General features: G+C 62.3%; 23 protein-coding genes. 3 read left to right on the top strand and 20 right to left on the bottom strand.

Annotated features, from left to right (window positions below; translation table 11 throughout):
• Positions 1–97: 97 nt before the first annotated feature.
• The 8 genes from GNZ12_RS23150 to GNZ12_RS23115 form a co-directional block, all read right to left on the bottom strand.
• Positions 98–1168 carry a formimidoylglutamase gene (locus GNZ12_RS23150; RefSeq protein ID WP_172314018.1) on the bottom strand — a complete coding sequence of 357 codons (1071 nt, stop codon included), beginning with the start codon at positions 1166–1168 and terminating at the stop codon, positions 98–100.
• Complete coding sequence (locus GNZ12_RS23145) at positions 1165–1938, bottom strand: amino acid ABC transporter ATP-binding protein (protein WP_074286582.1); 774 nt, start codon at positions 1936–1938, stop codon at positions 1165–1167. Before GNZ12_RS23145 ends, GNZ12_RS23150 begins: the two co-directional genes overlap by 4 nt.
• Positions 1935–2603, bottom strand: a complete 669-nt coding sequence (locus tag GNZ12_RS23140; protein WP_172314017.1) for an amino acid ABC transporter permease — start codon at positions 2601–2603, stop codon at positions 1935–1937. The genes GNZ12_RS23145 and GNZ12_RS23140 overlap by 4 nt, the downstream gene beginning before the upstream one ends.
• 17 nt (positions 2604–2620) lie before the next feature.
• Positions 2621–3376: a transporter substrate-binding domain-containing protein gene (locus GNZ12_RS23135; RefSeq protein WP_172314015.1), complete on the bottom strand. Its 756-nt coding sequence runs from the start codon at positions 3374–3376 to the stop codon at positions 2621–2623.
• A 73-nt stretch (positions 3377–3449) separates the two neighbouring features.
• Positions 3450–4199, bottom strand: coding sequence for an IclR family transcriptional regulator (locus tag GNZ12_RS23130; protein ID WP_172314013.1), 750 nt, complete (start codon positions 4197–4199; stop codon positions 3450–3452).
• Positions 4200–4463: 264 nt separating this feature from the next.
• Positions 4464–5354: a transglutaminase family protein gene (locus GNZ12_RS23125; protein ID WP_172314011.1), complete on the bottom strand. Its 891-nt coding sequence runs from the start codon at positions 5352–5354 to the stop codon at positions 4464–4466.
• Positions 5351–8023, bottom strand: a complete 2673-nt coding sequence (locus tag GNZ12_RS23120) for a circularly permuted type 2 ATP-grasp protein (protein WP_172314010.1) — start codon at positions 8021–8023, stop codon at positions 5351–5353. The genes GNZ12_RS23125 and GNZ12_RS23120 overlap by 4 nt, the downstream gene beginning before the upstream one ends.
• 55 nt (positions 8024–8078) lie before the next feature.
• On the bottom strand, positions 8079–11561 hold the full coding sequence (locus GNZ12_RS23115) for a transglutaminase family protein (protein ID WP_172314008.1): 3483 nt from the start codon (positions 11559–11561) through the stop codon (positions 8079–8081).
• A gap of 380 nt (positions 11562–11941) precedes the next feature.
• On the opposite strand from GNZ12_RS23115, the gene GNZ12_RS23110 reads away from it, so the two are divergent.
• Entirely contained in the window at positions 11942–13123 is a 1182-nt protein-coding gene (locus tag GNZ12_RS23110; RefSeq protein ID WP_172314006.1) for a zinc-binding metallopeptidase family protein, read from the top strand.
• 109 nt (positions 13124–13232) lie between these two features.
• Here GNZ12_RS23110 and GNZ12_RS23105 read toward each other — a convergent pair whose 3' ends face one another.
• From GNZ12_RS23105 to GNZ12_RS23085, 5 genes are all read right to left on the bottom strand, one after another.
• A complete protein-coding gene (locus tag GNZ12_RS23105) occupies positions 13233–14510 on the bottom strand; it encodes a DUF3443 domain-containing protein (RefSeq protein WP_172314004.1) in 1278 nt (425 codons plus the stop codon).
• An 11-nt stretch (positions 14511–14521) separates the two neighbouring features.
• Positions 14522–14944 carry a DUF2844 domain-containing protein gene (locus GNZ12_RS23100; protein ID WP_172314132.1) on the bottom strand — a complete coding sequence of 141 codons (423 nt, stop codon included), beginning with the start codon at positions 14942–14944 and terminating at the stop codon, positions 14522–14524.
• 284 nt (positions 14945–15228) lie between these two features.
• Complete coding sequence (locus tag GNZ12_RS23095; protein WP_172314002.1) at positions 15229–15495, bottom strand: hypothetical protein; 267 nt, start codon at positions 15493–15495, stop codon at positions 15229–15231.
• 101 nt (positions 15496–15596) lie between these two features.
• A complete protein-coding gene (gene phaP, locus GNZ12_RS23090) occupies positions 15597–16022 on the bottom strand; it encodes a phasin family protein (protein ID WP_074286572.1) in 426 nt (141 codons plus the stop codon).
• A 391-nt stretch (positions 16023–16413) separates the two neighbouring features.
• A complete protein-coding gene (locus GNZ12_RS23085) occupies positions 16414–16647 on the bottom strand; it encodes a hypothetical protein (RefSeq protein WP_172314000.1) in 234 nt (77 codons plus the stop codon).
• Between the two features lie 168 nt (positions 16648–16815).
• Between GNZ12_RS23085 and GNZ12_RS23080 the strand changes: the two genes are divergently transcribed.
• Both GNZ12_RS23080 and GNZ12_RS45070 read left to right on the top strand, forming a co-directional pair.
• Positions 16816–17586: a DUF4410 domain-containing protein gene (locus GNZ12_RS23080; RefSeq protein ID WP_172313998.1), complete on the top strand. Its 771-nt coding sequence runs from the start codon at positions 16816–16818 to the stop codon at positions 17584–17586.
• Positions 17587–17718: 132 nt separating this feature from the next.
• Entirely contained in the window at positions 17719–17853 is a 135-nt protein-coding gene (locus GNZ12_RS45070) for a hypothetical protein (protein ID WP_268959047.1), read from the top strand.
• Positions 17854–17871: 18 nt separating this feature from the next.
• On the opposite strand, the gene GNZ12_RS23070 is transcribed toward GNZ12_RS45070, so the two are convergent.
• The 7 genes from GNZ12_RS23070 to GNZ12_RS23040 all read right to left on the bottom strand — a co-directional run bounded on the left by GNZ12_RS23070 (position 17872) and on the right by GNZ12_RS23040 (position 22963).
• Positions 17872–18483: a glutathione S-transferase family protein gene (locus GNZ12_RS23070; protein ID WP_172313996.1), complete on the bottom strand. Its 612-nt coding sequence runs from the start codon at positions 18481–18483 to the stop codon at positions 17872–17874.
• A gap of 166 nt (positions 18484–18649) precedes the next feature.
• Positions 18650–19630 carry a zinc-binding dehydrogenase gene (locus GNZ12_RS23065; RefSeq protein ID WP_172313994.1) on the bottom strand — a complete coding sequence of 327 codons (981 nt, stop codon included), beginning with the start codon at positions 19628–19630 and terminating at the stop codon, positions 18650–18652.
• 173 nt (positions 19631–19803) lie between these two features.
• On the bottom strand, positions 19804–20394 hold the full coding sequence (locus tag GNZ12_RS23060) for a TetR/AcrR family transcriptional regulator (protein WP_172313992.1): 591 nt from the start codon (positions 20392–20394) through the stop codon (positions 19804–19806).
• A 376-nt stretch (positions 20395–20770) separates the two neighbouring features.
• Entirely contained in the window at positions 20771–21478 is a 708-nt protein-coding gene (locus GNZ12_RS45585) for a hypothetical protein (protein WP_172313990.1), read from the bottom strand.
• A gap of 129 nt (positions 21479–21607) precedes the next feature.
• Positions 21608–21922, bottom strand: coding sequence for a hypothetical protein (locus GNZ12_RS23050; RefSeq protein ID WP_172313945.1), 315 nt, complete (start codon positions 21920–21922; stop codon positions 21608–21610).
• Positions 21844–22221, bottom strand: a complete 378-nt coding sequence (locus GNZ12_RS23045; protein ID WP_172313988.1) for a GtrA family protein — start codon at positions 22219–22221, stop codon at positions 21844–21846. Before GNZ12_RS23045 ends, GNZ12_RS23050 begins: the two co-directional genes overlap by 79 nt.
• A gap of 7 nt (positions 22222–22228) precedes the next feature.
• Positions 22229–22963 carry a class I SAM-dependent methyltransferase gene (locus GNZ12_RS23040; protein WP_172313986.1) on the bottom strand — a complete coding sequence of 245 codons (735 nt, stop codon included), beginning with the start codon at positions 22961–22963 and terminating at the stop codon, positions 22229–22231.
• Positions 22964–22978: the final 15 nt, after the last annotated feature.

Here is a 22978-nt window from a genome sequence, read left to right as displayed (position 1 = left end):
TACGATACACCGATCGACGCGATGCGACACGGCGCGGCACAGTGCGGTGCGCTGCACTGCGGCGCCGCCCGCTGCCGTGCCGTGCGGCTAACGTGCGTTAAAGCAGCCGGTATGCCAGGCGCGCCGCCGCCCTCGCCGTGCGCTTATCCTGATCGAGCGACGGGTTGTACTCCGCAATATCCGCCACGCGCAGCTTGCCCGACGCCCGCACGCGCTGCACCATCGCTTCGACCACCGACAAGGGCACGCCCAGCGCGGCAGGCGCCGATACACCCGGCGCGGTAGCGGCCGGGAGCACATCGAGATCAATGGTCAGATAGACGTCGTCCGCTGCGTCCAGCACCTGCCGGAGATCGTCCAAACGCTGCGGCAATTGCGGTTCCTGCATGTCGATGTCGAGCACGTAGCGCACGCCGAGTCGTTCTGCATGCGCGAACAGCGAAGCAGTGTTACCCAGATCGCTGATGCCGAAACATACGTAGTTGAATGGCACACCTCGTTCGGCGCAGTCGCTGGCAATCTGATCGAACGGCGTGCCTGAATTCGCCGGCCGCTTCTGGCGCAGATCGAAGTGGGCGTCGAAGTTGATAATGAGGAGCTTGCGGGTTGCCGTTGCTGACGTGACGGTCGAAACCACACCTGCATTCGCTGCAGGAGCCACGGAGCTTGGTGAGGTGGCCGCGACGCCGGCGCCCGCTGCCCCGGCCACGCGATCCTGATGCAGGCGAAAACCGCTATACGTCCCCCACGCGACCTCATGGCCGCCGCCCAACACCAACGGCCGGCCGCCGCTCGCGAGCACGTCGCTCACCACGTTCGCGAGTTCCGCCTGCGCGCCTTCGAGGTCGCCGTCGTCGCACACCACATCGCCCGCATCGGCGAGCGTCACCATCGACGTTTTCGCCGGCAAGCCCGCCAGCACGCGACGCAGTTCCTTCGGCGCATGGGCCGCGCCGATACGCCCTTGATTACGCCGCACGCCTTCGTCGGAACCAAAGCCGATGATCACGGGCGCATCGCTTCCAGTAAGCGGCGCGGCGCGTAAAGCATCCTCATGCCGCAGCGCGCCGCCAAACGGCACCACCTGATTGAAAATACGCCGGGTGTCGCCGGGTTCTCCCTCGTCGGAACGGCCGCTCCACACCTTGCCATCGAATGGAACTCTCATGCGCGCGACAACACCGCCTGAAGGAAAGCGCGCGTGCGCGGCTGCGACGGCGCCGAGAAAATCTCAGCAGGGGGTCCCGCTTCGACGATCACGCCGCCGTCCATCACCACCACCACGTCAGCGACTTCTTTCGCGAAACCCATTTCGTGCGTGACGACGACCATCGTCATGCCCTCGCTCGCTAGCAGCTTCATCACTTGCAGCACTTCGCCAACCAGCTCGGGATCGAGCGCGGAAGTCGGCTCGTCGAACAACATCACGCGCGGCTGCATCGCCAACGCGCGAGCAATGGCAACACGCTGCTTCTGACCGCCCGACAAACTCGCCGGCATCACGTGCGCCTTGTGGGCGAGGCCCACTTTTTCCAGCAACGCGGTTGCAGTCGCTTCGGCTTCGGCCTTGCTGGCGCCACGCAACATCCGCGGACCGACCGTGATGTTATGCAGCACCGACAGATGCGGAAACAGATTGAACGACTGAAACACCATGCCCACTTCGGTGCGCAGCGCATTCAGCGAGCGCTCCTTGAGCATCGCCCCGTGATCCACCAGCCGGTGCCCGCAGATATCGATCGTGCCGCCTTCAGCCTCTTCAAGCCCGTTGCAGCAACGCAGGAAAGTACTTTTGCCCGAGCCGCTCGGCCCGATGACGACCACCACCTGCTGCGGCTGGATGTCGAAATCGATGCCGTTCAGCACCGTATGCGAGCCGAACGATTTGGTCAGTCCGCGAATGCTGACAATAGGTTCATCTACTTTTACGGTGTTCATTGCACCATCCCTCCTGCACGCAAGCGGCGCTCCACACGATGCAGTGCGTAATTGGTCACCTGCGTCAACACCAGATACACCAGCGCGATCGCCAGATACACTTCGAGCGAACGGTACGACACACTGATGATCTTCTGGCCTTCGTGCATCAGATCGTCGATCGTGAGCAGCGATACCAACGCCGAGTTCTTGATCAACGCGATGAACTCGTTGCCAAGCGGCGGGATCATCCGCACAATCGCCTGCGGCAGAATGATCGCGCGCATCGCCTGGCCCGACGACATGCCGATCGAACGCGCCGCTTCCATCTGCCCGCGATCCACCGACTGAATCGCACCGCGCACGATCTCCGATACATAGGCCGCCGAATACAAACCAAGCCCTAGCATCCCGCACACGAAAGCCGGCAACAGAATGCCGAATTGCGGCAAGCCGAAGAACAGCAGGAAAAGTTGCACGAGCAACGGCGTGCCGCGAAAGAACGTGAGGTACGCGGTACACAAGCCGTACATGATGCGCCGCTGCGGCGTGAGCCGGCCGATACCGATCAACAGACCCAGCACGCAGCTCAGCGCGAGCGCGGCGGCGGTCACTTCGACCGTCACCAGCGCGCCATGCATGATGTCCGGCCAGCCGGCAATCACCGGCGAAAAATCGAGGTCCATTATGTTTGCTCAGCCGGTTATTGCGCGGTGGCGCCGAACCACTTCTTGACGATTGCCGCATACGTGCCGTCGGCCTTGATCTTCGCCAGTGCCGTGTTGAATGCCGTCTTCAGTTGCGGTTCGTCCTTGCGCACGGCGATGCCGTAGGCTTCGGTCGTCAGCGGCTTGTCGAGCACGCGGAAACCGCCGCGCGTCTTCACGAGCTGATAGGCGGCAGGCTTGCCGGTCACGGCAGCGTCGGCACGGCCGATACCGACCAGGTCAAACATCTCCTGATTCTTCTCGACTTCGACGCGGTTAATTTGCGGGAAGTTGTCGCGCAGGAAGTTGACCGACTTCGTGCCCACCTGGACCGACACTTTCTTGCCGTTCAGGTCGGCGACCGACTTGATCGGCGAATCGGTTTTCACCAGCGCAACGAGGCCGCCCGCGTAATACGAGTCGGTGAAGTCGACCACTTTCGCGCGCTCATCAGTGATGTAGATGCCGGAGATCGCCGCGTCGAAACGATGCGCGATCAAGCCCGGAATCAGCCCTTTGAAGTCGATATCGGTCCATTGCACGCGTTTGCCCATGGCTTTCGCGAGCGCATTCATCATGTCGACGTCGAAACCGACGCGCGCGCCGTTTTCGGTGTATTCCATCGGCGGGAAAGTCGCGTCGGTGGCGACGTTCAGCACGTCCGGCGTTTGGGCGGACGCCGCACCGGAAAAGCCGGCAAACGTCACCGCAAACGTGACGCATGCGAGGGACAACAGTCGATTCAGTTTCATGGGAGGGCTCCTGGTGGTTCGTTCAGTTCGTTCGGTATCCAGATCGAATGCGGCCGCGAGCGGCTTTGCCCGATCAATCGGTTTGCATATGCTCGGAAATGGCGCGGGCCGTGCGTAGCGTCCCGTCTATGAATTGGCTTTCGCGGCCGATGGCGCGCGTGGACGGCGCCATCAACGTGATCGACGCGCTGCTGCCGATGCCGCGTCCGCTGCGGTGAAATACCGGCGCGCTCACGCCCCACACACCCGGGTCGACTTCGCTGTCGCTAACGGCGTAGCCCTGAGCGCGAATCTGTTCGAGTTCGGCTTCGATCGCGGCACGGCCGGCGGGGTCGTTGTCGAACACGCTGTCGAGTACTTCGGTGCGCGCCTTGTCGGCCATGAACGCCAGCAACGATTTCGCCGAAGCGCCGGCTTTCAGCGGCACGGCACGGCCTTTTTCGAACGAGCAACGCAACGAGTGCTGGCTGTCGACCATTTCCAGGCACATCACCTGATGCTTGACCGCAACCACCAGCCCGATGCTTTCCTGCGACGCGCGCGCCAGTTGCTGCATCTCCGAGCGGCTCGCTTCGACAAGCAGCGAATTCACGTCGAAGCCGAGCGCGAGTTGCAGGCTGATTGGACCCGGCGCGTAATAGCCCGCGTTTTCAGCGACGAAACCCCAGCGCTTGAGCAAGGCGATCTGCCGGTACAGCGTGCTTTGCGCGAGACCGGTGACAGCGAGCAGATCCTTGACCGACATGGCCTTGCCATGACTGGCGAGCGCCGCCAGCACCAGCAATACTCGTTCAGCCCCTGTCACACCCTGTTCCGCGTTCACGATGAAAACTACCCACAATGAATAATGGAATCAGAATGCCAGAACATTCTCGAATTTCAAAAAATGGATTCCCGGTGAGTGGGAATACGAGGAGAGGGTTTTCCCCGAACGCGGGTAAAAGAGCGTGCCGCGGCGGATACGCGGCTCGTTGATGGAAATCGTCTGACCACAACGTGGCGTATTGAAGGGTGAGAGCGGCAGGAAGTGATGGCTTGAAGCGGGGGGTAAAAGCGGGCAGTTAAAGCTGAGCGTAAAAGCGGCGGCTTAAAGCGCGAGCACCGTCACACCCACCTCCACCCGATGCGCCCCGCCCCCCAGGATCATCCCGCGCAGCAGGGATACGTCGCTGTAATCGCGGCCGATCGCGAGCGTCACGTGGTCCATATCGGCGAGCACGTCATTGGTGGGGTCGAGATCGATCCAGCCACTCTCCGGGCAATACACGGACACCCACGCATGCGAGGCATCCGCACCGATCAAGCGCGGTTGCCCAGGCGGCGGATCGTTACGCAGATAACCGCTCACATAGCGCGCCGGCAAGCCCAGCGAACGCAAACAGCCGATCATCACCTGCGCGAAGTCCTGGCACACCCCGCTCTTCAATTCGAAAGCGCGCTCGGCGGGCGTGTCGAACATCGTCGCCGAAGGTTTGTACGCGAAGTCTTCGTGAATCCGGTGCATCAGATCAATCGCGCCCGCCACGATCGGCATGCCGGGAGGGAAGCTCGGCAGTGCGTAAGCGCGCAACGACGGCCGCGGCACGATGTTCGGCGACGCAAAGCAGAACTCCACCTCGGGCCGGAACTCGCCACCGACCCAAAAGCGCAACGCGTCCGCCACCTCTTCCCATTCCGGCGTCTCGTCGGGGTCGAGGTCGGTCCAGCGCGGCATCAGCGCCACCGTCGTTTCGCTGACGAGTTGCAGGCGTTCGTGAGGCGCGTCCAAGGCGAAGTACAACACGTCGTTACCGAATGCATCGAGACGGCTAGTCTGATACGACGGCTCCGGTTCGATCTTTTCACTGTGCGAGACCACCCGCTGCCACGAACAGGCAATCGGACGGATCGTCGCGAGATGCTGGGCGGTCTCCACGTACGTGGAGTAGTGGTAGGTCGTGCGATGCGAGACGGACAACACGGTCGGCGCGTTCTTCATGACCACACCCTTGATGCGACCGTACTGGCATGACTGAAATAGCGCGCGCTGATCTCATGCGCCGCCGCGCCGACATAGCCGCCAATCTGATCGCACACTGCAATCAGCTCGGCGTATGAATCATCTTCGTCGATTGCGCACAGCGATTCGAGCGTCGGCAACGAAGCGGCAGGCGGCATCAATTCCGCAAATGGCCGATGCCGCATGCAGCCCGCCGCCACGGCGATCTCGTCGAGCTTTTTGCGCAGGCGTTCATAGACGCCGTAGATGCCGCGCGGATTGGTGGGCTCGATCACCAGCAGGTCGAGCAAAGCCGGCACTTCGAAACGGCCCGGATACAGCGAGCGATAGGTCAGCGTGCTGTCGAACAATTGCAACAGCAGATCGAACCCGGCCGGTGTCACGAGCTGGCCTTTATCGGCGACCACGCGCAGGAACGACGTCATCGCCGATACCCGCTCGATGTGCCGTCCGACGAAGAGCAGACGCCACGCTTCGTCGCGTGTCATGCGGTCGCCTTGCGCGCCGCTAATCGCCGACAATTGCACCGACAGGCGTTCGAGTGCATTCATCAGCGTCACGCGGTCATAACGATCGTAGCGTTCGCTGCGCTCAGCGCGGCCGTTGCCATTCGCGCCGCCCTGCGATGAACCACCGCCATTACCATTGCCAGTCCCATTGCCGTTGAAACCCGCGGCCGGCATCAAAGTCTGCAATGCATCGCGAAAGTCGTTGCGCGCCGCGAGAATCGTGCGCCAATGATCGTTCGACAAACGCCCCCGCACTTCACCGTTCGAACGCGCCTGGTAGTTGAGGTTCTGGCCGATGCTCGCAGCGCCCGTGCTCTCGATCAGATTCGCGACCAGCGCGCGCTCGAATGCCTGCGGCGAATACGGCGAGGACATATCGCCGGACTGCACAAGGCCGCAATGCAAGGCGAGCTCGACCAGCGTGGGGAACATCGCGTCGGCGTCGTTGCCTTCCAGCGAGCCGAGAATCAGGCGCAACAGCCGCACATTGTTTTCGGCGCGTTCGCCATAACGTCCGGCCCAGAACAGATTTTCCGCCGCGCGGCTCGACACGGTGCGATGCTTGCGCGCAAGGTCGGCGGGTTGCATCGGCGAAGGCAGCAGCGTGAAGGTCGAGGTCGGCTGACTCGACAGCACCCACGTATCGACGCTGCTGCCGCCATATTGCATCGACACCGTCGTCTGACGCTCGGCGGCCATACGCGTGAAGCCGCCGGGCATCACATGCCAGCCGCCGTTGAAGTCGGCGATCGCATAGACGCGCAGCACCGACGGACGGCGGCCGATGGTGCCATCCTCATAACGTGGCGTGCAGGAAAAGCGCAGCGGTTGCTGGATCGTATAGGTGTCGGGCATCGCTTCGATCCGTTCGCGCCATGTCGACAGCCGCTGTCTGCCCTGCTCGATCCCGGGCGGCGCATCGCGTGGCGCGACCGGCCATGTCGGCACGATGAACGCTTCGTCCTGACGCGCGAACGCATGCTCGCGCGCCGCCTTTTCGCCGCACCACCACGTCGCCACGCTCGGCAGCACGAGGTCTTCGTCGAGCAACACTTCGGCGATGCCCGGCAAAAAACCATGCAAGGCCGGCGATTCGACAAAACCCGAACCCGGCACGTTCGACACGATCACGTTGCCCGCTCGCATCACCTGCAACAGGCCCGGCACGCCGATGCTCGAATCCGCGCGCAGTTCGACCGGATCGCAGAACGCATCGTCCAGACGGCGCAGCACGACGTGCACACGTTCGAGGCCACCGAGCGTCTTCAGATACAGCATGTCGTCGCGTACCGTCAGGTCCTTGCCTTCGACCAGCGTGACGCCGAGATAGCGCGCCAGAAACACGTGCTCGAAGTAAGTCTCGCTAAACGGCCCGGGTGTGAGCAGCGCGATATGCGGCGAACGATCGGCCCTCGAACTGTCGGGCTCCATCGTGCACTGTGCGGCCTGCACGAGTGTCGCGATCAGCTGCGAATAAGTCGGCGCGAGGCGGCTCACGCGCATCGTGCGGAACGGATCGGCGAACAGCGTCGACACGATCAGGCGATTTTCCAGCGCATAACCGAGGCCGGATGGCGCCTCGGTGCGATGCGCCATCACGGTCCAGTTACCGCCGGGCGTACGCGCCAGATCGACGGCGACCACCTGCAGATATTGCCCGCCAGGCGGCGTGAAGCCCTTCACGGAGCGCAGATAACCCGGATGCCCGAACACCAGCGCAGGCGGCAACTGCCCACGTTCGAGCAAGGTCTGCGGCCCATAAATATCGGCGACGATCGCATTGAGCAGGTGCGCGCGCTGCGTCACGCCACGCTCGATATGCGCCCACTCGGCCTCGCTGATCAGGAACGGCAGCAGGTCGAGCGCCCACGGCCGCGGCTCGCCGTTGTCCGCGTAGACGTTGTAGCTGATGTCGTTGTCGCGGATCTGCTGCGCGATCGACGCGTAGTGATCCTCCAATCGCGCGATGCCGTCTTCGCCGAGCCGCTCGAAGAACTGCCGCCACGGTGCGCGCAACGCGCCTGAGGCATCGCGTAACTCGTCCCAATGTCCCTCGTAGGCCGGCAACAGCCGCAATAAGGACGAAGCGTCCGCGCGGGCGGCGGACGTTTCGAAAGGAAAAGTCGATTGAAAGGCCAAGGTCGTGTCGTTCTTAAAAGTATGTTGCCGCTTTTCAGTCTACCAGGTTACCAGGTTACCAGTACCGCAGGTCCAGCGTGAACGGAAACTCCAGGCTGCGCGGCGGCCTCTCGACCGTGAGCGGCCCCGGCGTATGCCCGGACGAGAAGAAGCGCGCGCGCCGCCGGCTTTCCGCCTCATAGGCGTTGACCGGGAAGGTCTCATAGTTGCGCCCGCCCGGATGAGCGACATGATACTGGCATCCGCCCACCGAGCGGCCAGTCCACGTATCGACCAGATCGAAGGTGAGCGGCGCATCCACGCCGATGGTCGGGTGCAGCGCCGACGGTTGCGACCACGCGCGAAAGCGCACGCCGGCCACATATTCGCTGACGCGGCCGGTCGGCTGAAGCGGAACCGGCACCCCGTTGACGGTCAGCACATGACGGTTGTCGTTCAAACCAAGCGCGTGCACTTCGAGCCTTTCCACCGACGAATCCACGTAACGCACCGTGCCGCCCGGCGAGCCCTCCTCGCCCATCACGTGCCAGGGTTCCAGCGCGTTGCGAATGGTCAGCGAGACGCCGTTCACCGTGGTCGCGCCGACCAGCGGGAAGCGGAATTCGAAGTGCGGCGCGAACCAGCTGCTCTCGAAGGCGAAGCCCGCCTGGTTGAGTTCGCCGAGCACGTCGTCGAAATCCATTTTCGCGAAGGTGCCGAGCAGAAAGCGGTCATGCAGTTCCGTGCCCCAGCGCGTGAGCCGCTGCGTGTACGGCGTGTGCCAGAAGCGCGCCACCAGCGCGCGCAGCAGCAACTGCTGCACGAGACTCATGCGCGCATGCGGCGGCATTTCAAAACCGCGCAATTCGAGCAGGCCGAGGCGGCCAGTCGGACCATCAGGCGAATAGAGTTTGTCGATGCAGAATTCGGCGCGGTGTGTGTTGCCCGTCACATCGATCAGAATGTTGCGCAACGAGCGGTCGATCATCCACGCCGGCAGATTCGCGCTGTCGCGGCCGCCGAGCAGATCGATCTGCCGCTGCAACTCGCGGAACGCCACTTCGAGTTCATACACCTGATCGTTGCGTGCTTCATCGACGCGCGGCGCCTGGCTCGTCGGCCCGATAAAGAGCCCGGAAAACAGATACGACAGCGAAGGATGGTTGTGCCAATACGCGATCAGACTCGCGAGCAGATCGGGGCGTCGCAGGAAAGGACTGTCGGCAGGCGTCGCGCCGCCGAGCACGAAGTGGTTGCCGCCGCCGGTTCCGGTATGCCGGCCGTCGGTCATGAACTTCTCGCTGCTCAAATAGCTCTCGGCCGCGGACTGATACAGGTACTCCGTGTTGTCGACCAGTTGCGCCCAGCTCGAAGCCGGATGAATGTTCACCTCGATCACACCCGGGTCCGGCGTCACCTGCAGGACTTTCAGGCGCGCATCGCGCGGCGGCGGGTAGCCCTCGAGCACCACCTTCATCTGCAACTCAGCCGCCGTCGCTTCGACCGCGGCGAGCAGGTCGAGATAATCATCGAGTTCCGTGAGCGGCGGCATGAACACATGCAGCAGCGAACGGCCGCTGCCGAACGCTTCGGTTTCCGCTTTCGGACCGGCGGCACGTTTCGGGTCGCGCGCTTCCACGCAGATCGCCGTACGCAATGTTTCCTTCGACGACTGCCCGCGCGCGGGCGCCTGCTCATCGCCCGGTTGCGGCGCAAACGCCAGCACCCCGCTGCCCGCCATGCCGCTCAGCAACTCCGCCGCTGACGACGACAAAGCCGCCGCCTGCCGCGCTTCGGCGGCGCTCAGGGTGCGGCGGGCCTCACCGTCGCCGTCGTATTGCATGCGCAATTGCGCGGCCGGGCGCAACGGCACCGGCGGCGCAAACGGATCGTGCGCGTGCTGATACGGATAGTCGGTCTTCGACACCCACGGCAGCGAGTCGAGCGGCAAGCGATAACCCATCGGCGAGTCGCCGGGAATCAGGAACATACGGTCGTCGCGGAAGAACCACCGGCCGCTAACCCACTTCGGCGCCTCGTGCGGCACATCGCGTTCGCGCGCGAGCGGCAGGACAAAACCGGTCGCGCCACCCAGGCCCGCATCGAACACGCGCCGCAGACGCACGCGTTCCAGCTCGTCGTCCAGACGCGCATCGAGCGGATCGACATTGACCGGCAGGCGGCGCTCGCGCCACAGGTAGTACCAGACGTCTTCGAAACCGGGCTGGATGCAGTCGTGGTCGACTCCCAGCTTGCTCGTCAGATGAGAGAGGAAACGTTGCGCGTCGGCTGCCGTGTAGGTGCCCGGCTCGCGTTCGTCGGCGAACAGCGTGGGGTCCTGCCAGCACGGTTCGCCATCGGCGCGCCAGTAGAGCGACATCGCCCAGCGCGGCAACTGCTCGCCCGGATACCACTTGCCCTGGCCGATGTGCAGAAAGCCGTTTGCGCCGTAGCGCGAGCGCAGCTTGTCCATCAGCGCGACCGCGTAGCCGCGTTTGGTGGGGCCGAGCGCGTCAGTGTTCCACTCGGCGGCGTCGCGATCGCGCACCGACACGAAGGTCGGCTCGCCGCCCATCGTCAGGCGCACGTCCATCTCGGTGAGGCGCTGGTCGACCTGTTCGCCCATTTTCAGCACGTCGCCCCACACCGCTTCGCTGAACGGCCTGGTGACGCGCGGCGTCTCCAGGACCCGTTCAATCGACATGGTGTGCTCGAACTCGACTTCGGATTCGTCGACCGCGCCTGAGATCGGCGCCGCGCTGCCGGGTTCGGGCGTGCAGGCGACCGGGATATGGCCTTCACCGGCGAGCAGGCCGGAGGTCGGATCGAGACCGATCCAGCCCGCACCCGGCAGGTACACCTCGCACCATGCGTGCAGGTCGGTGAAGTCGACTTCGGTGCCGCTCGGGCCGTCGATGGATTTGACGTCGGGCGCGAGCTGCAGCAGGTAGCCGGAGACGAAGCGCGCCGCCAGCCCCAATTGCCGCAGCGTCTCGACCAGCAGCCAGCCCGAATCGCGGCACGAGCCCGCGGCGCTCACCAGCGTTTCCTCGGGCGTCTGCACGCCGGGTTCCATGCGGATCAGGTAGCGGATCTCGCGTTGCAGCCGCTGATTCAGTGCGACGAGGAAGTCGGCCGTGATCATTGGCGTGCGGTCGATACTCGCGACGAACTCGGCAAAGCGTGGCGTCATGGGGCGCTTGACGCGGTACGGCGCGAGTTCCAGCGCGAGGCCGGGCGCATACTCGAACGGAAACTTTTCCGCCGACGGTTCGAGAAAGAAGTCGAACGGGTTATAGACGGCCATCTCGGCGACCAGATCCACGGTCACCTTGAATTCGCGCGTCTTCTCGGGGAAGACGAGGCGTGCCTGATAGTTGGCAAACGCGTCCTGCTGCCAGTTGATGAAGTGTTCGGCCGGTTCGACCCGCATCGAATAAGACAGAATGGGGGTCCGGCAATGCGGCGCAGGCCTGAGCCGCACGACCTGGGGCGACAGCGCAACCAGCCTGTCGTAGCGGTAATGTGTGACATGATTCAACGCGACGCGTATGGACACACCGGACTCCTGGACAAAGGATGGCAGCCCGCCAAAAAGCAAGCTTCATGCCGTTGATCGAAAAACCGCGTGAACTGCCTGACCCGCCCGGATTAGCGCCTGCTACGAAGTTTGCCGCGTCTACCGACCGTCCGGCCGATCGATCCACGCGCCTTTCCACTGCTTTTTCGAAGGCCGCGCACCAAAGCGGCGCAGCGCCAATGCACGATCATGTACGTAATGTGCGTTAAACCAGTGACGTCTGGCAAATGCGGCATGAAGATTGCACATCGCCTTCGCTCTTGCAGGCGCCTGGGGATGCCCGGCGACCGACATACGGCCTGCCGGCAAAGCGCCCCCCTGCTGCTCCATGACTGCCCCCACCCCTCCGGGCTCGATCGATGAAAACCTTCCACTGCAATCGCTGCTCGCATCTTGTGTTCTACGAAAACGTGCGCTGTGAACGGTGCGAGTCATTGCTCGGATACGTACCCGAACTGGCCGAAATCAGCGCCTTCGAAGAAGCCGATGACGAACGCTGGCGCAGTCTGCATCCGCGTGCCGAGGGCGCCCTGTTCCGGCAGTGCCACAACTACGCCGTCGAAAATGTCTGCAACTGGATGATCCCCGCCGACTCGCCCGACACATTGTGCCGTGCCTGCCAGCTCACGCGCACGATTCCGAATCTGAGCACGCCGGATAACCGGCTCTACTGGTATCGGCTGGAGATGGCGAAACGGCGTCTGCTGTACACGCTGGCCGCGCTCGGCCTCGACGTGCCGTCGCGCCAGGCCGATCCGGAGCATGGATTGGAATTCGAATTCCTCGAGGACGGCGAAGACGGTTCGCGCGTCATGACCGGCCACGACGACGGCCTTATCACGCTGAATATCGCCGAAGCCGACGACGCCTACCGCGAAAAGGTGCGCAGCGCGATGGGCGAGCCCTTCCGCACGCTGCTCGGCCACTTCCGCCATGAGACGGGCCACTACTACTTCAGCCAGTTGATCGAGAGCGATCCGCGCTGGCTCAAGCCGTTCCGCAAGCTGTTCGGCGACGAGCGTGCCGACTACGGCAAGGCGTTGACGGCCTACTACCGCGACGGCGCACCGGCGGACTGGCAGGCCTCGACGATCAGCGCCTATGCGACGACACATCCTTGGGAAGATTGGGCCGAGACGTGGGCGCACTACCTGCTGATCGTCGACGTGCTGGATACCTCGACGTCGTACGGCCTCGCCCTGTTGCCCGACGACCCGAGCGAGCCGACGCTGACTGACCGCACGCCGGTGGAAGACGCGAGCTTCGAAAATCTGATGAAGCGCTGGTTTCCGCTCACCTATGCGTTGAACAGCCTGAACCGCAGTCTCGGCATGCCCGACGCTTATCCGTTCACGCTGGCCTCGCCGGTGATGGACAAGTTGCGGTTCGTGCATCGGCTGATTGCGGCAGTCGGCGACAAAACGCAACCGCGCGAAGTGGCGACGCCGGCGGGTGGTGCCGGGGCGGTGCAGGCGCCGCAGCAATCCAAGCCCGCTGCCACCAAAACAGCACCCGCCAAGCGGGCCGCACGCCGGCGTTAGTCCAATTGCAATGCCCGCACGTGACACACTTCGCGCCCCCACAAAAAAGCCCGCTGCCGAATAAACCGGCAGCGGGCTTTTTCCCATCGGAGCGAAACCTGGCTATCGCTCAATACGCGACGTAAGGCCCCGTCCCGCCAGGCGTCGCCTGCTGCTCGACAGCGGCATACACGTTACGCCCGTAGAAGAACGGCAGGCCCCAGTCGAAAATCGACGACGTCACAAAGGCCGGTCCCGCCAGCAGCGGCAACGCCGAATCGCCGCTGTACGTCTGCGAAATGGTCGTCGCATTGCCGACGCTGAAGTTCACCGTGCTCGTCGTGCCGTTCACCCCCTGGATCATGGCACTCAACGACTGGGTCGACACCGGGCAGTAGTACGCGTTATTGGGGCTTGCGCATGCAGGCATTGCACTGGTCTGGAAGAACAGGCCGGTCGAGCCGCTGTCCAGAATACTGCTCGAATACGTCGTGCCGTTCTGCACCGTCGTAAAAGTGCCATTCGACGGACTCACACCGATCACCTGCGCGCTGCCTAGCGAATTGTTGCTCTGCGTGCCGATGCCGAACACCAATTGCCCACTCACCGACTGCGCGCCGCCCGACACCATCGGCAGGCTCAGCATCGAACCGTTGTTGTCGGTCGCAAAGTACGGAATCGGATTGGCGACCTGCAGCGGTTCAGCGAGCGGAATCGACGTGCATGCCGTGCCGTTGCAACCGTAGTACGTGCCGGCCACCGCATTCTGCACACAGTTCGCGCCGCAATCGTGCTTGAACACGCCGATGCCCAGAATGCCATTAGCCTGCAACGTAGCCGGTGTGTTGCGCGACGCACCGTAGCTCGCGCAATCGGACGGCAGCGAAGCGTAGTTCGGATCGATCACCTGGATCGGCAGCGAGGCCGCTTTTTCACCCGCGATCTGCAGGTCCGCGAGCTTCACCGAACCCCATGTGTAGCCGTCGAAGAACTGCATGCATTCGGCGACCAGATTGCCCGAGGCGTCCTTCTGCTGCGGCAGCGTCATCGAAGCGGGCAATTGCGAGGCGAACACGCGCACGCCCCATGAACCGGTATCCACCAGCATGTGGTCGATGGTCTGGCACTGGGTCGTGCCGGGCACGCAAATCGTGACGCTGACAAACGGCATGTTCGGCACGTTGCTCACGCCGGAGTCGACCGATACGAGGACCGCGTTGTCGGCTACCACTTGCGGCGAAGGCGAAGCATTGGTGACGGTGGGACCGGCCGACAGGCTCGTCGTACTGCTGGAACTCGCCGAGGGGCTGGAACCGCTGGAGCCGCCGCCTCCGCCGCCGCAGGCACTGACGAGCAACGCGAGCAGCGCCGCGCACAACACGGTCACGAACGAAGAAGATTGACGCATGATCCGCTCCGTTATTGAATGACGCCGACATCGACGCCCGCGGGCACCGCTTGCGGCAGATACGCATAGCCGGCGAACGCACGCAGGTGCCCGCCGGAGTAGACCACCAGATCGCTGGTGGACACCGCGAGCGGCGTGCCACGCCGCGTTGCGGTGACGGCGACGTACTGGTCGAACGACGTGCCCAGGATGGATTTCAGATCCGGCAATGTCGGGCCTTGCCACGCGACACCAAACGCGGTGCCGTTGGGCGCAACGTACTCACGTACGAGCGTGCCGGACGGCATCGTCATCAGGTGCACCGAATACGCGCTTTGCGTAGTTGCTGTATGCGTCACTGCGCGCAGGCGTGTCTGATCGCTGTCGACGGTGCTGACGTTCTGGCCGAGCGTGGCGTGCGCGGCAAACGACAGCGCGCAGCTTGCCCCGAGCATTGCGCGAGCAATGCTGATAGAGAGCTTCGGTTTCAAGAGATGTCCTTCGAGGTGAAACGCTCGTGGCCGGCGGGTGAGCCCATCACGAGCGGGAATCCAGGGGTGCACTCCGGACCGGTGGTGCCGGTACTGCATTCACACCGGTTGGGTTGCGTGAATGCGTCTACGGAGTGGCGGCGCGAAACTTTAGGCATCGCGACGTGGCACAGCAATCGTTTGCGGGACGATTTAAACCTTCCGCGAGCGCGATGCCGTTTCAGACTGTTTGAAATTTGCGGACCGGATCACCAAGGGGCGGCGTTTCGATGCATTTTTTTCCGCTTCTCCCTGTTTAAAGCGAACACCCTGAAAAAATAACGGGGCCGCAGCAGAAAAATATCGATGCGTGTAGCATGTGACGAGCGATGTAAGCGTTCGCTGAATAATTCGCGTTCGCGGGCCTGTTTCATCTGATCATTGCGGCGCGTGCAGACTGCATTTGTGTGAAGAGAAAATCGCGGGATGGGGGTGATTCGAGGCGAAAAAAATGCCGCGGATAATTTGATCGCCATCCGCGGCACCTGGCACTTCATTGCTGCTTCATTGCGAATTCATTGCGAATTCCGCGAGTGGCGCCGGATCCGAATCGAGCGATCCGACGCGGGCGCGCCGGTTACTTTTTCTGCTGCTGCAAGAGCGATTTGAGCTCCTGCACATTTTCTTCTACGCGTTTTGCGATCACCGCGTACGACTCAGCCTGCGTCTGATACGCGGCTTGCGCCAACTGCTGCATATCGGCGAGCGACTTATGCAGGCTTTGCTGGATCAGTTCGGCGGCTTTCGCCGGAGGCGCGGCGCCGCCGGCCGACAGCTGCCCCGTGAGCGACTGCAATTCGCCCAGCGTGGTACGCAGCATCTCGGTCTGTTTCTGCGCGAGCGACTGCATGCCCTGGAAGGCCGTCTGATTCGCTTGAACCAGTGCCTCCATATCCTTGCGTCGTGCTTCCATGATGGCGGGTACGTCGAAGCCGGGGAGCTTGAACTGCTCCAGCATTTTGGTGAAATCGCCAAACGGATTGGCGGCGTCAGGTCGGTCCATGCGAAATCCTCCTTAACGATTGAATACTCGCCCGCAGTGCATCGCCGCGATGGGCCTCTCCGGCATATGCACCCGTGGCGTCGCGTGCGCCGCGCCTCCCGCAGAGGCTTGCTGCTTCTAGGGTCGGACGGCACATTGCTTCAATCATGCGCCATCCAGCCACATTGCGCCAGCGGGCACACCCTGGCGTCGTCTGTCTTCGTGCCGACGCGCACACTCGTTCGCTTTGGGGCCCGGTCATTCCAAATCACGGAACGGAACACGGCAATCCATCCCGACGCAAGATCAGTTGGAAGCGCTCCCGCCAAAAAGCAGCGTAGCCATTCAGCAGGCTACGTTGGCTTTCGCACATAGCCGCCTCGCTGCCCACTTTTCATCTTCCCTCAGGTGATTAGGATAAGAACACCGCAACGCTAGTGCCAGGTGAAGAATGCGCTATCCGCTGAACATGGCCGTCGCCGCCGCGCTTCTCGTCTTCGTTCTTTGCTGCATCATCCAGCTCGCCTTGAGCTGATGTCCTCGCCGTCGCTTTCACCCCCTGCCTGAACCACCCCGCAGCGGCCTGTTTCGCCGTGACATAGCGCGAAATAATTGTTGAATGGAGTTTGGGAAGTGACTCACCCATACTTCGTTTCGCTGCCGGTGCGTACGAAAAAAGACGCATGAGATCAAGGGTGCTTTAGTGAAAATGCGCGTGCGAACGCGATCCCGATGATCACCGATCCCACGGTTGCCCGATCATCGGAAGATGCGTTCGAACATAACGGCACCCAGTGCCGACGACAGGATGAACATGTTGACTTCAGTGAGTTTCCTCAAAAAGAATGCCGCTCGTTTTGCATGCGTCGCGATGGTTTTCGGCAGCGCGCTCCTGACCGGCTGCGCCGGCGGCACCATCAGCAACGCGACCCAGACCAGCGCACAGCCGCAAGTGCGCCCGGACAACATTTATGTCTACACGTTCGACACCAATCCGGATCAGGTGAAACTGGACAATGGCGGCATGCTGAAGAAATTGAAATCGCAGCTCGACGGCTCGTCCCCCGCGGACAAGCAATCCGCCGATGCGATCGCCGTGCGTGAGCAGGTCGCCAACGAAATCGTGCATCAATTGCAGTCGATTGGGCTGCGCGCGATTCGCTCGGACATCCCCGCCCCCGCCGACCAGAACGTCCTGCTCGTACAAGGCAGCTTCGACACGATCGACCAGGGCAATCGCCGCCGCCGCGTGCTGATCGGCCTCGGCGCAGGCAAGAGCGAGGTTAGCAGCTCCGTGCAGATTCTGTACAAACCAGCGGGCGGCACCGCGCGGCTGGTGCAAAGTTTCAATGCCACCGGCGACAGCGGCAAGGCACCCGGTATGGCAGAAACAGCCGGCGTGGGCGCCGCGGTCGGGAGCGTCGCGACCTCAGCGGCTGTGGGCGGTGGCCTGCACGCTGTATCCGAAACCAAGAAGGCCGGTGTTTCAGCGGACGCGAAGCGTCTGGCCGACGCGGTGGCAAAACAGGTGGCGCAGATCGGCGTAAGCGGGGGCTGGCTCTCGACGGAGCACATCAAAGGATAAGCAACCCGCAGCAGGATTGATCTGCAAATAGCGCGCGGCAGGGTGTGTGGAATTCACACCCTGCCGCGCGCTTTATTACGCCCTCACCGCTTTCGCGTAGCGCAGCGCTTAAGCGACGGCGAAGCGGGGCTGGTGCGCACGCGCGTTGCCGGCACCGTGCATCAGAATTCGCTGCGGCGTGCCGAGCTGGACGCCGGGTTTCCAGGCTTGTTGGAAGCGGTCATCAAACAGATCGTCAATGAGCCGGCGTTGAGCGAACCGGCCTGATAGCCGGCTGAGGTACGCCTACGCGCCGCCCTTTTCCATCGCGCGTTGATAAGCGGGACGCGCCTCGATGCGATCGACGAACGCAGTGATATTCGGGAACGCGTCGCGTCCACAAAACTTCAGGCACGTCTGAGCCACGAAGGAGAGTTGGATATCGACACCAGTCAATTCATCGCCCATGAAGTAGTCGCGGCCGGCCAATTCCTGATTCAGAAAACCGAGGTGATTCTGCAACTCACTTTCGATTCTCGGTTGCAACGGAGCAGCACCGTCGCCAAGACGTGCCGTGTACACCTTCAACATCAATGGCAGCATGGCGGAGCCTTCCGCGTAGTGCAGAAACTGCGCGTAACGGTCGTACGCGTCGGTTCCGTATGCCGGGCTCAGGCGGCCGTTGCCATGGTGGCGAATCAGATAGTCGACAATCGCGCCCGACTCGAAAATCACCTTTTCGCCGTCACGAATCACGGGGGCCTTGCCCAGCGGATGGATCGCCATCAATTCCGGGGGAGCGAGACGGGTCTGCGGATTCCGCTGGTACTGAACGAGCTGATAGTCGAGGCCGAGTTCTTCGAGCAGCCACGTAATGCGGCGCGAACGGGATTCATTGAGGTGATGGACTTCGATCATGGATTGGGCTTTGGAGTCGACGAGAAAAAATGCGGCCAACGCCTGCCGTGCATCCGATCGATAGATTCGGACAGACAGCCAGGCGTTGGAGATAGCTTGCGAACTGGCATTGGGACGGTACTTCGCTACACGGCGCGGCGCGCGGTGCAGCGAAAAGGCCCGCTGCTTATTTAAACCGCAGCAGCACCTTGCCCTTGCGCGCGCTCTTCTCGCTCGCCGCTGCCGCTTGCGCCGCGTTTTCGACGTCGAAGACGGCTTCGACTGGCAGCTTCAACTCGCCCGATGCAGCGAGCTTCAGCAGTTCACCGATCATTCGCGCTTTATCCGCGCCAGACGTGACCTCGGACACCTTGGTCGCCCAGAAACCTTTGACGGTCGCCTGCTTGAAGATCGCGTCGCCGGAGCTGAGGCGCATCGGCTCACCGGACATGGCGCCAAACGAAACCAGCGTGCCGTTCTCGCCAAGCAGACTGAAGATGTCTCCGCTGGCATCGCCACCAACCGAATCGACACCCGCTACCAGCGGCGCATCGCCGACGATGCCACGAACCTGCTTCTTCCAGCCGTCGCTTTCGGTCGACACCGCATTGCCGATGCCCACCTCGGCCAATTCCGCAATGCCCGACTCGCGCCGGACCAGATTGACCACATTGATGCCGCGTGCGTTGGCCAGCATCGCCAGGGTCTTACCAACCGCACCGTTCGCCGTATTCTGGATGAACCACTGACCGGGCTCCAGATGCAGATACTCCAGCAACATCACCGCGCTCAACGGCATGGCGATCAACTGACAGCCTGTTTCGTCGTCGATCGCGTCGGGCAGCGGGATGACCGCTGCCGCCGGCGCCAGAACGTAATCGGCCCAGGCTTCGTAGATGCCGGCCACCACCACGCGCTGACCGACTTTCACGTGATCGACACCCTCGCCGATCGCGTCGATTACACCGGCGACTTCAGTGCCGCCCACAGCCGGCAGTTTCGGCTTGTAGCCGTATTGACCGCGAATCGTCCACAGGTCGTGATTGTGGATCGACGACATGGTGGATTTGATGCGCACCTGTCCTGCGCCGGGATTCGGCGTGGGGCGGTCCGCGACCTGCAGCACGTCGGTGGGATTGCCGAAAGAGGAATAGATAACGCTACGCACAATCAATCTCCTGGAATGTGCAACGGTAAGGACTCCGCTCTGCACGGAGTTAGTGGTTCTGCGAGTGATTTTGCGAGTGCTTCTTCAGCGAGCGCTTCTGTGAGTGCTTCTGCTGGTGCTTCTGTTCGAGAGGCGTCAATAGCGTCACGGTCTCGGCCTCGACCGCGGCACGGTCAAGGCGCGCGAAGTACGCTGACGGTGACCGCCATGGCTTGTGCCATCGCGCTTCCATCCTGTCGCAGCTTGGTGACGAGCGCCGCGCCGAGCCACATGTGATAAAGGAGTTCGGCGGCTTCCTTGGCCTTGATCTCCGGCGAAAGCGAGCCATCTGCTTTACCTTCTTCGATCACGGACGCCAGACGCGTCATCAAGCGGTCGACGCCGTCGCGCAGCACGATGCGCATCTCATCGGACAGGTCGCCGACTTCCGCGCTCAGCTTCACCACCAGACACTTTTCGTCGCCGTCCTGATCGAGTTGCGCCTGTTGCCAGGCGGCCCAATAACTCAGCAGCTTGTCGCGGCCGTTGAACCCGGGCTGACCGAACAGCTCGTCAAGGCGCGCCGCGTAGTCGGCGACATACTGCTGCAGCAACTCGCTGCCGAACGATTCCTTCGAGCCGAAGTAGTGATAGAACGACCCCTTCGGGATCTCGGCAGTGGTCAGAATCTCGTTCAGCCCGACCGCGACAAAGCCTTTGCGCGCGATCAGGGCGCGCCCGGCGTCGAGGATGTGCCGACGAATGTGGGGATGGCTAGCTCTCATAGGAACCGGATTATGGCTTCAATTAGACCAGTCGTCTAGAGCGCATAAATACGGCTGCGCATGGCCGAGGTTGAGCGCCCTATCCGGGCGGCAATCGTGGAAAGGCGAGCGGATCGCGTGTCGAAATGGATTTACAACCGGCTTGCGTTCCCCGCGTGCGTACGCTGTTCGATCAGGTTGCAGGGCGGATTCGTTGGGAAGCTGCTGGCGGCTCGGCTTAATGTGCCCGTCACCTTCCAGCAATATGGCGGTGTCATGATGATGCTTCGTACCCGCCCCTGCGGCTCGAGAAATTGCAGCCGGATGCGCTGCAGTCCGACACCGCCCGGGCGGGCACGACGCCAGCTAAATCTTGCATCGAACCACAATGCCAGGTTTAGCCCTTCGCGGGACGCCCCGTCTTCACCGTCTCGAGCGACGACACCGCAGCAAGCAGGCGCTGCGGCGCTGCCGACTCCAGCATCATCAAGCCTGCTCGCAACAGTTCGCTCTTCTTGACCGGCACGCCGGCGTCAAGGCACTTCTGCTTGAGCGACGCGATCTTGTCATAGTCCGATTTCGGCATCGTGAAGCTGTCGCGCACGACTTTCTCTTTCTTCGGCGCCTTGGCTTTCTTTGCTTCAGGAGTGGCGGCAGGCGTAGCTTCCGCGGTTGCCGAGCGCTTCGGCTTGGTTGCTTTCTTGACGACCGGCGCTGCTTCCGCTGCTACCGAACGCTTCGCTTTGGCCGCCTTCTTGGCGACCGGCACCGCTTCCACGGTTGCCGAACGCTTTGCTTTGGCCGCCTTCTTGACAACAGGCGCCGCTTCCGCCGTTGCCGAGCGCTTTGCTTTGGCTGCTTTCTTAACGGCAGGCGTCGCTTCCGAAGCCGCCGAGCGCTTCGCTTTACCCGCCTTCTTACCGGCAGGGGCCCCTTCCGCGGCTGCCGAGCGCTTCGTTTTGGCCGACTTCTTGACGACAGGCGCCGCTTCCGCCGGCTGTTCCGGCGCGACGTCCTGCGCCGCGCCGTCCGCCGCGTGCTTAGCCGAACTCTTCGGGAAATGGAACGCCTTCTTGGTGTGCTCCCGAGTGACGGGTGCTGTCATGTTTACCTCCGAATTGATAACTGTATAAACAGTATATATCGTTTATTTTGTGTCGGAGCCATCTGGCGACGGAATGGCCGATATGCGACCGGCCGTTTGCAAGGCCACATCTGCCTTTGCCGCAACGCCTTACGATGCACTCAGCGGTATCAGCCGCGGCTTTGTCAGGCTGTATGCGATTTGCCCGAACAGGGTATTCAGGCTGTTGGTTCCACCGGCGGCATTCGACCAGCGCACGCAACGGCGTGCAATGTAATGCGCGAGCACCCCGGATGTCATGGCAGTTGACCAGACTTTCAAATCATTCCTGGTCGAGAAATGGGCCGTTCCCCATGAAGAATCGGCAATATGCAAATGCGCACGTTCTATCGATATGTCCAGCGACGGTGTGTGACAAAAGTGAGCGGCGTTATCGTGCAAACGACCATCGCAATTCCTATCCACGGTCCGGCTCCTGCAGCGTGCGCCAGGTACGACACCAGACCGGTCAAAACGACACCGCCAAACGAAACGGCCGCAAATCGCCAGACGTTCCTGAGCCGAAGCGAATATGAGAAGCTCCAGAGCGTGTTCACCAGGTATGACCAACACGTCGCGCATGCGAACGCCACCGTGTTCGCCAACGTCGACGACGCACCAGCGTGCGATATCAGCACGACGGCCACGACGATATGCAAGCCCGTCGCCAGCACGCCGCAGACACCGAAGCGGACCACTCTTATAAACTCGGTGTTGTTTGCCATGGCTGTGTCACTTTACCGTCAGCACTGCGAGCAGCGACACGCCGCACGGCAACGTACGATGTGAAACCCAGTGACGCTCAGCGCTGAAGATGCGGTATAGGAACGTGTTCAGCACATCGGCCGGAGTAGCATCGCCGCTCGATTTATCGTGCTTAAGCAGGCGGTCGATAAAACGTACCGCAATCGCCAGCGGCAGCAGCAGCGTGTTGAAGTACGTGATGCGTTCGATGCGGTAACCTGCTTCGTCAGCGCACGCCGTCAGCGCCGCTCGGCTGTAGCGTCTGTGGTGCTGAAGAAACACGTCATGCGCGCTCCATAGCCATTGATATGCCGGCACGGTTACGACGACTTTTCCGCCGGGGGCCAGTACCTCCCGCATGCGCACGAGCGAGCCAACATCGTCGGCGATATGTTCGAGGCAATCGAAAAAACAGATCAGATCGAAGCGTTCGCAGTCGAAAGGCAAATCATCCGGGCAACGGCCTGCGCGGATATCGAAACGCTCTCCGGTGCTTTTTGCTGTCAGCACCCGCGCCGTCTCGTCCATCTCGATTCCACTCACGCTGCCGAACTCGGCCAGCATTTCCAGGTTGCCGCCGGTGCCCGAACCTACTTCGAGCACACGCGCGCGGGACGGTAACGCAAGGCGGCGCAACACCGAACTCAACACATCGCGCCGGCCGCGAAACCACCAATGTTCGGCCTCGGTCTCGGCCATCTGAAGATAAGCATCAGGGGACATGATTCATGCCTCCAC

The sequence above is a fragment of the Paraburkholderia solitsugae genome (assembly GCF_013177695.1).
GTDB classification, from domain to species: Bacteria; Pseudomonadota; Gammaproteobacteria; order Burkholderiales; family Burkholderiaceae; genus Paraburkholderia; species Paraburkholderia solitsugae.
This window is presented reverse-complemented; position numbering and strand designations above follow the sequence as displayed.

Excerpts from the sequence above, each read along its gene's own strand:
- GNZ12_RS23150 (WP_172314018.1), bottom strand. The coding sequence starts at position 1,168 with ATGAGAGTTCCATTCGATGGCAAGGTGTGGAGCGGCCGTTCCGACGAG.
- GNZ12_RS23145 (WP_074286582.1), bottom strand. The coding sequence starts at position 1,938 with ATGAACACCGTAAAAGTAGATGAACCTATTGTCAGCATTCGCGGACTG.
- GNZ12_RS23140 (WP_172314017.1), bottom strand. The coding sequence starts at position 2,603 with ATGGACCTCGATTTTTCGCCGGTGATTGCCGGCTGGCCGGACATCATG.
- GNZ12_RS23135 (WP_172314015.1), bottom strand. The coding sequence starts at position 3,376 with ATGAAACTGAATCGACTGTTGTCCCTCGCATGCGTCACGTTTGCGGTG.
- GNZ12_RS23125 (WP_172314011.1), bottom strand. The coding sequence starts at position 5,354 with ATGAAGAACGCGCCGACCGTGTTGTCCGTCTCGCATCGCACGACCTAC.
- GNZ12_RS23110 (WP_172314006.1), top strand. The coding sequence starts at position 11,942 with ATGAAAACCTTCCACTGCAATCGCTGCTCGCATCTTGTGTTCTACGAA.
- GNZ12_RS23105 (WP_172314004.1), bottom strand. The coding sequence starts at position 14,510 with ATGCGTCAATCTTCTTCGTTCGTGACCGTGTTGTGCGCGGCGCTGCTC.
- GNZ12_RS23100 (WP_172314132.1), bottom strand. The coding sequence starts at position 14,944 with ATGCTCGGGGCAAGCTGCGCGCTGTCGTTTGCCGCGCACGCCACGCTC.
- GNZ12_RS23095 (WP_172314002.1), bottom strand. The coding sequence starts at position 15,495 with ATGGCGATCAAATTATCCGCGGCATTTTTTTCGCCTCGAATCACCCCC.
- phaP (WP_074286572.1), bottom strand. The coding sequence starts at position 16,022 with ATGGACCGACCTGACGCCGCCAATCCGTTTGGCGATTTCACCAAAATG.
- GNZ12_RS23085 (WP_172314000.1), bottom strand. The coding sequence starts at position 16,647 with ATGGGTGAGTCACTTCCCAAACTCCATTCAACAATTATTTCGCGCTAT.
- GNZ12_RS23080 (WP_172313998.1), top strand. The coding sequence starts at position 16,816 with ATGTTGACTTCAGTGAGTTTCCTCAAAAAGAATGCCGCTCGTTTTGCA.
- GNZ12_RS23070 (WP_172313996.1), bottom strand. The coding sequence starts at position 18,483 with ATGATCGAAGTCCATCACCTCAATGAATCCCGTTCGCGCCGCATTACG.
- GNZ12_RS23060 (WP_172313992.1), bottom strand. The coding sequence starts at position 20,394 with ATGAGAGCTAGCCATCCCCACATTCGTCGGCACATCCTCGACGCCGGG.
- GNZ12_RS45585 (WP_172313990.1), bottom strand. The coding sequence starts at position 21,478 with ATGACAGCACCCGTCACTCGGGAGCACACCAAGAAGGCGTTCCATTTC.
- GNZ12_RS23045 (WP_172313988.1), bottom strand. The coding sequence starts at position 22,221 with ATGGCAAACAACACCGAGTTTATAAGAGTGGTCCGCTTCGGTGTCTGC.
- GNZ12_RS23040 (WP_172313986.1), bottom strand. The coding sequence starts at position 22,963 with ATGTCCCCTGATGCTTATCTTCAGATGGCCGAGACCGAGGCCGAACAT.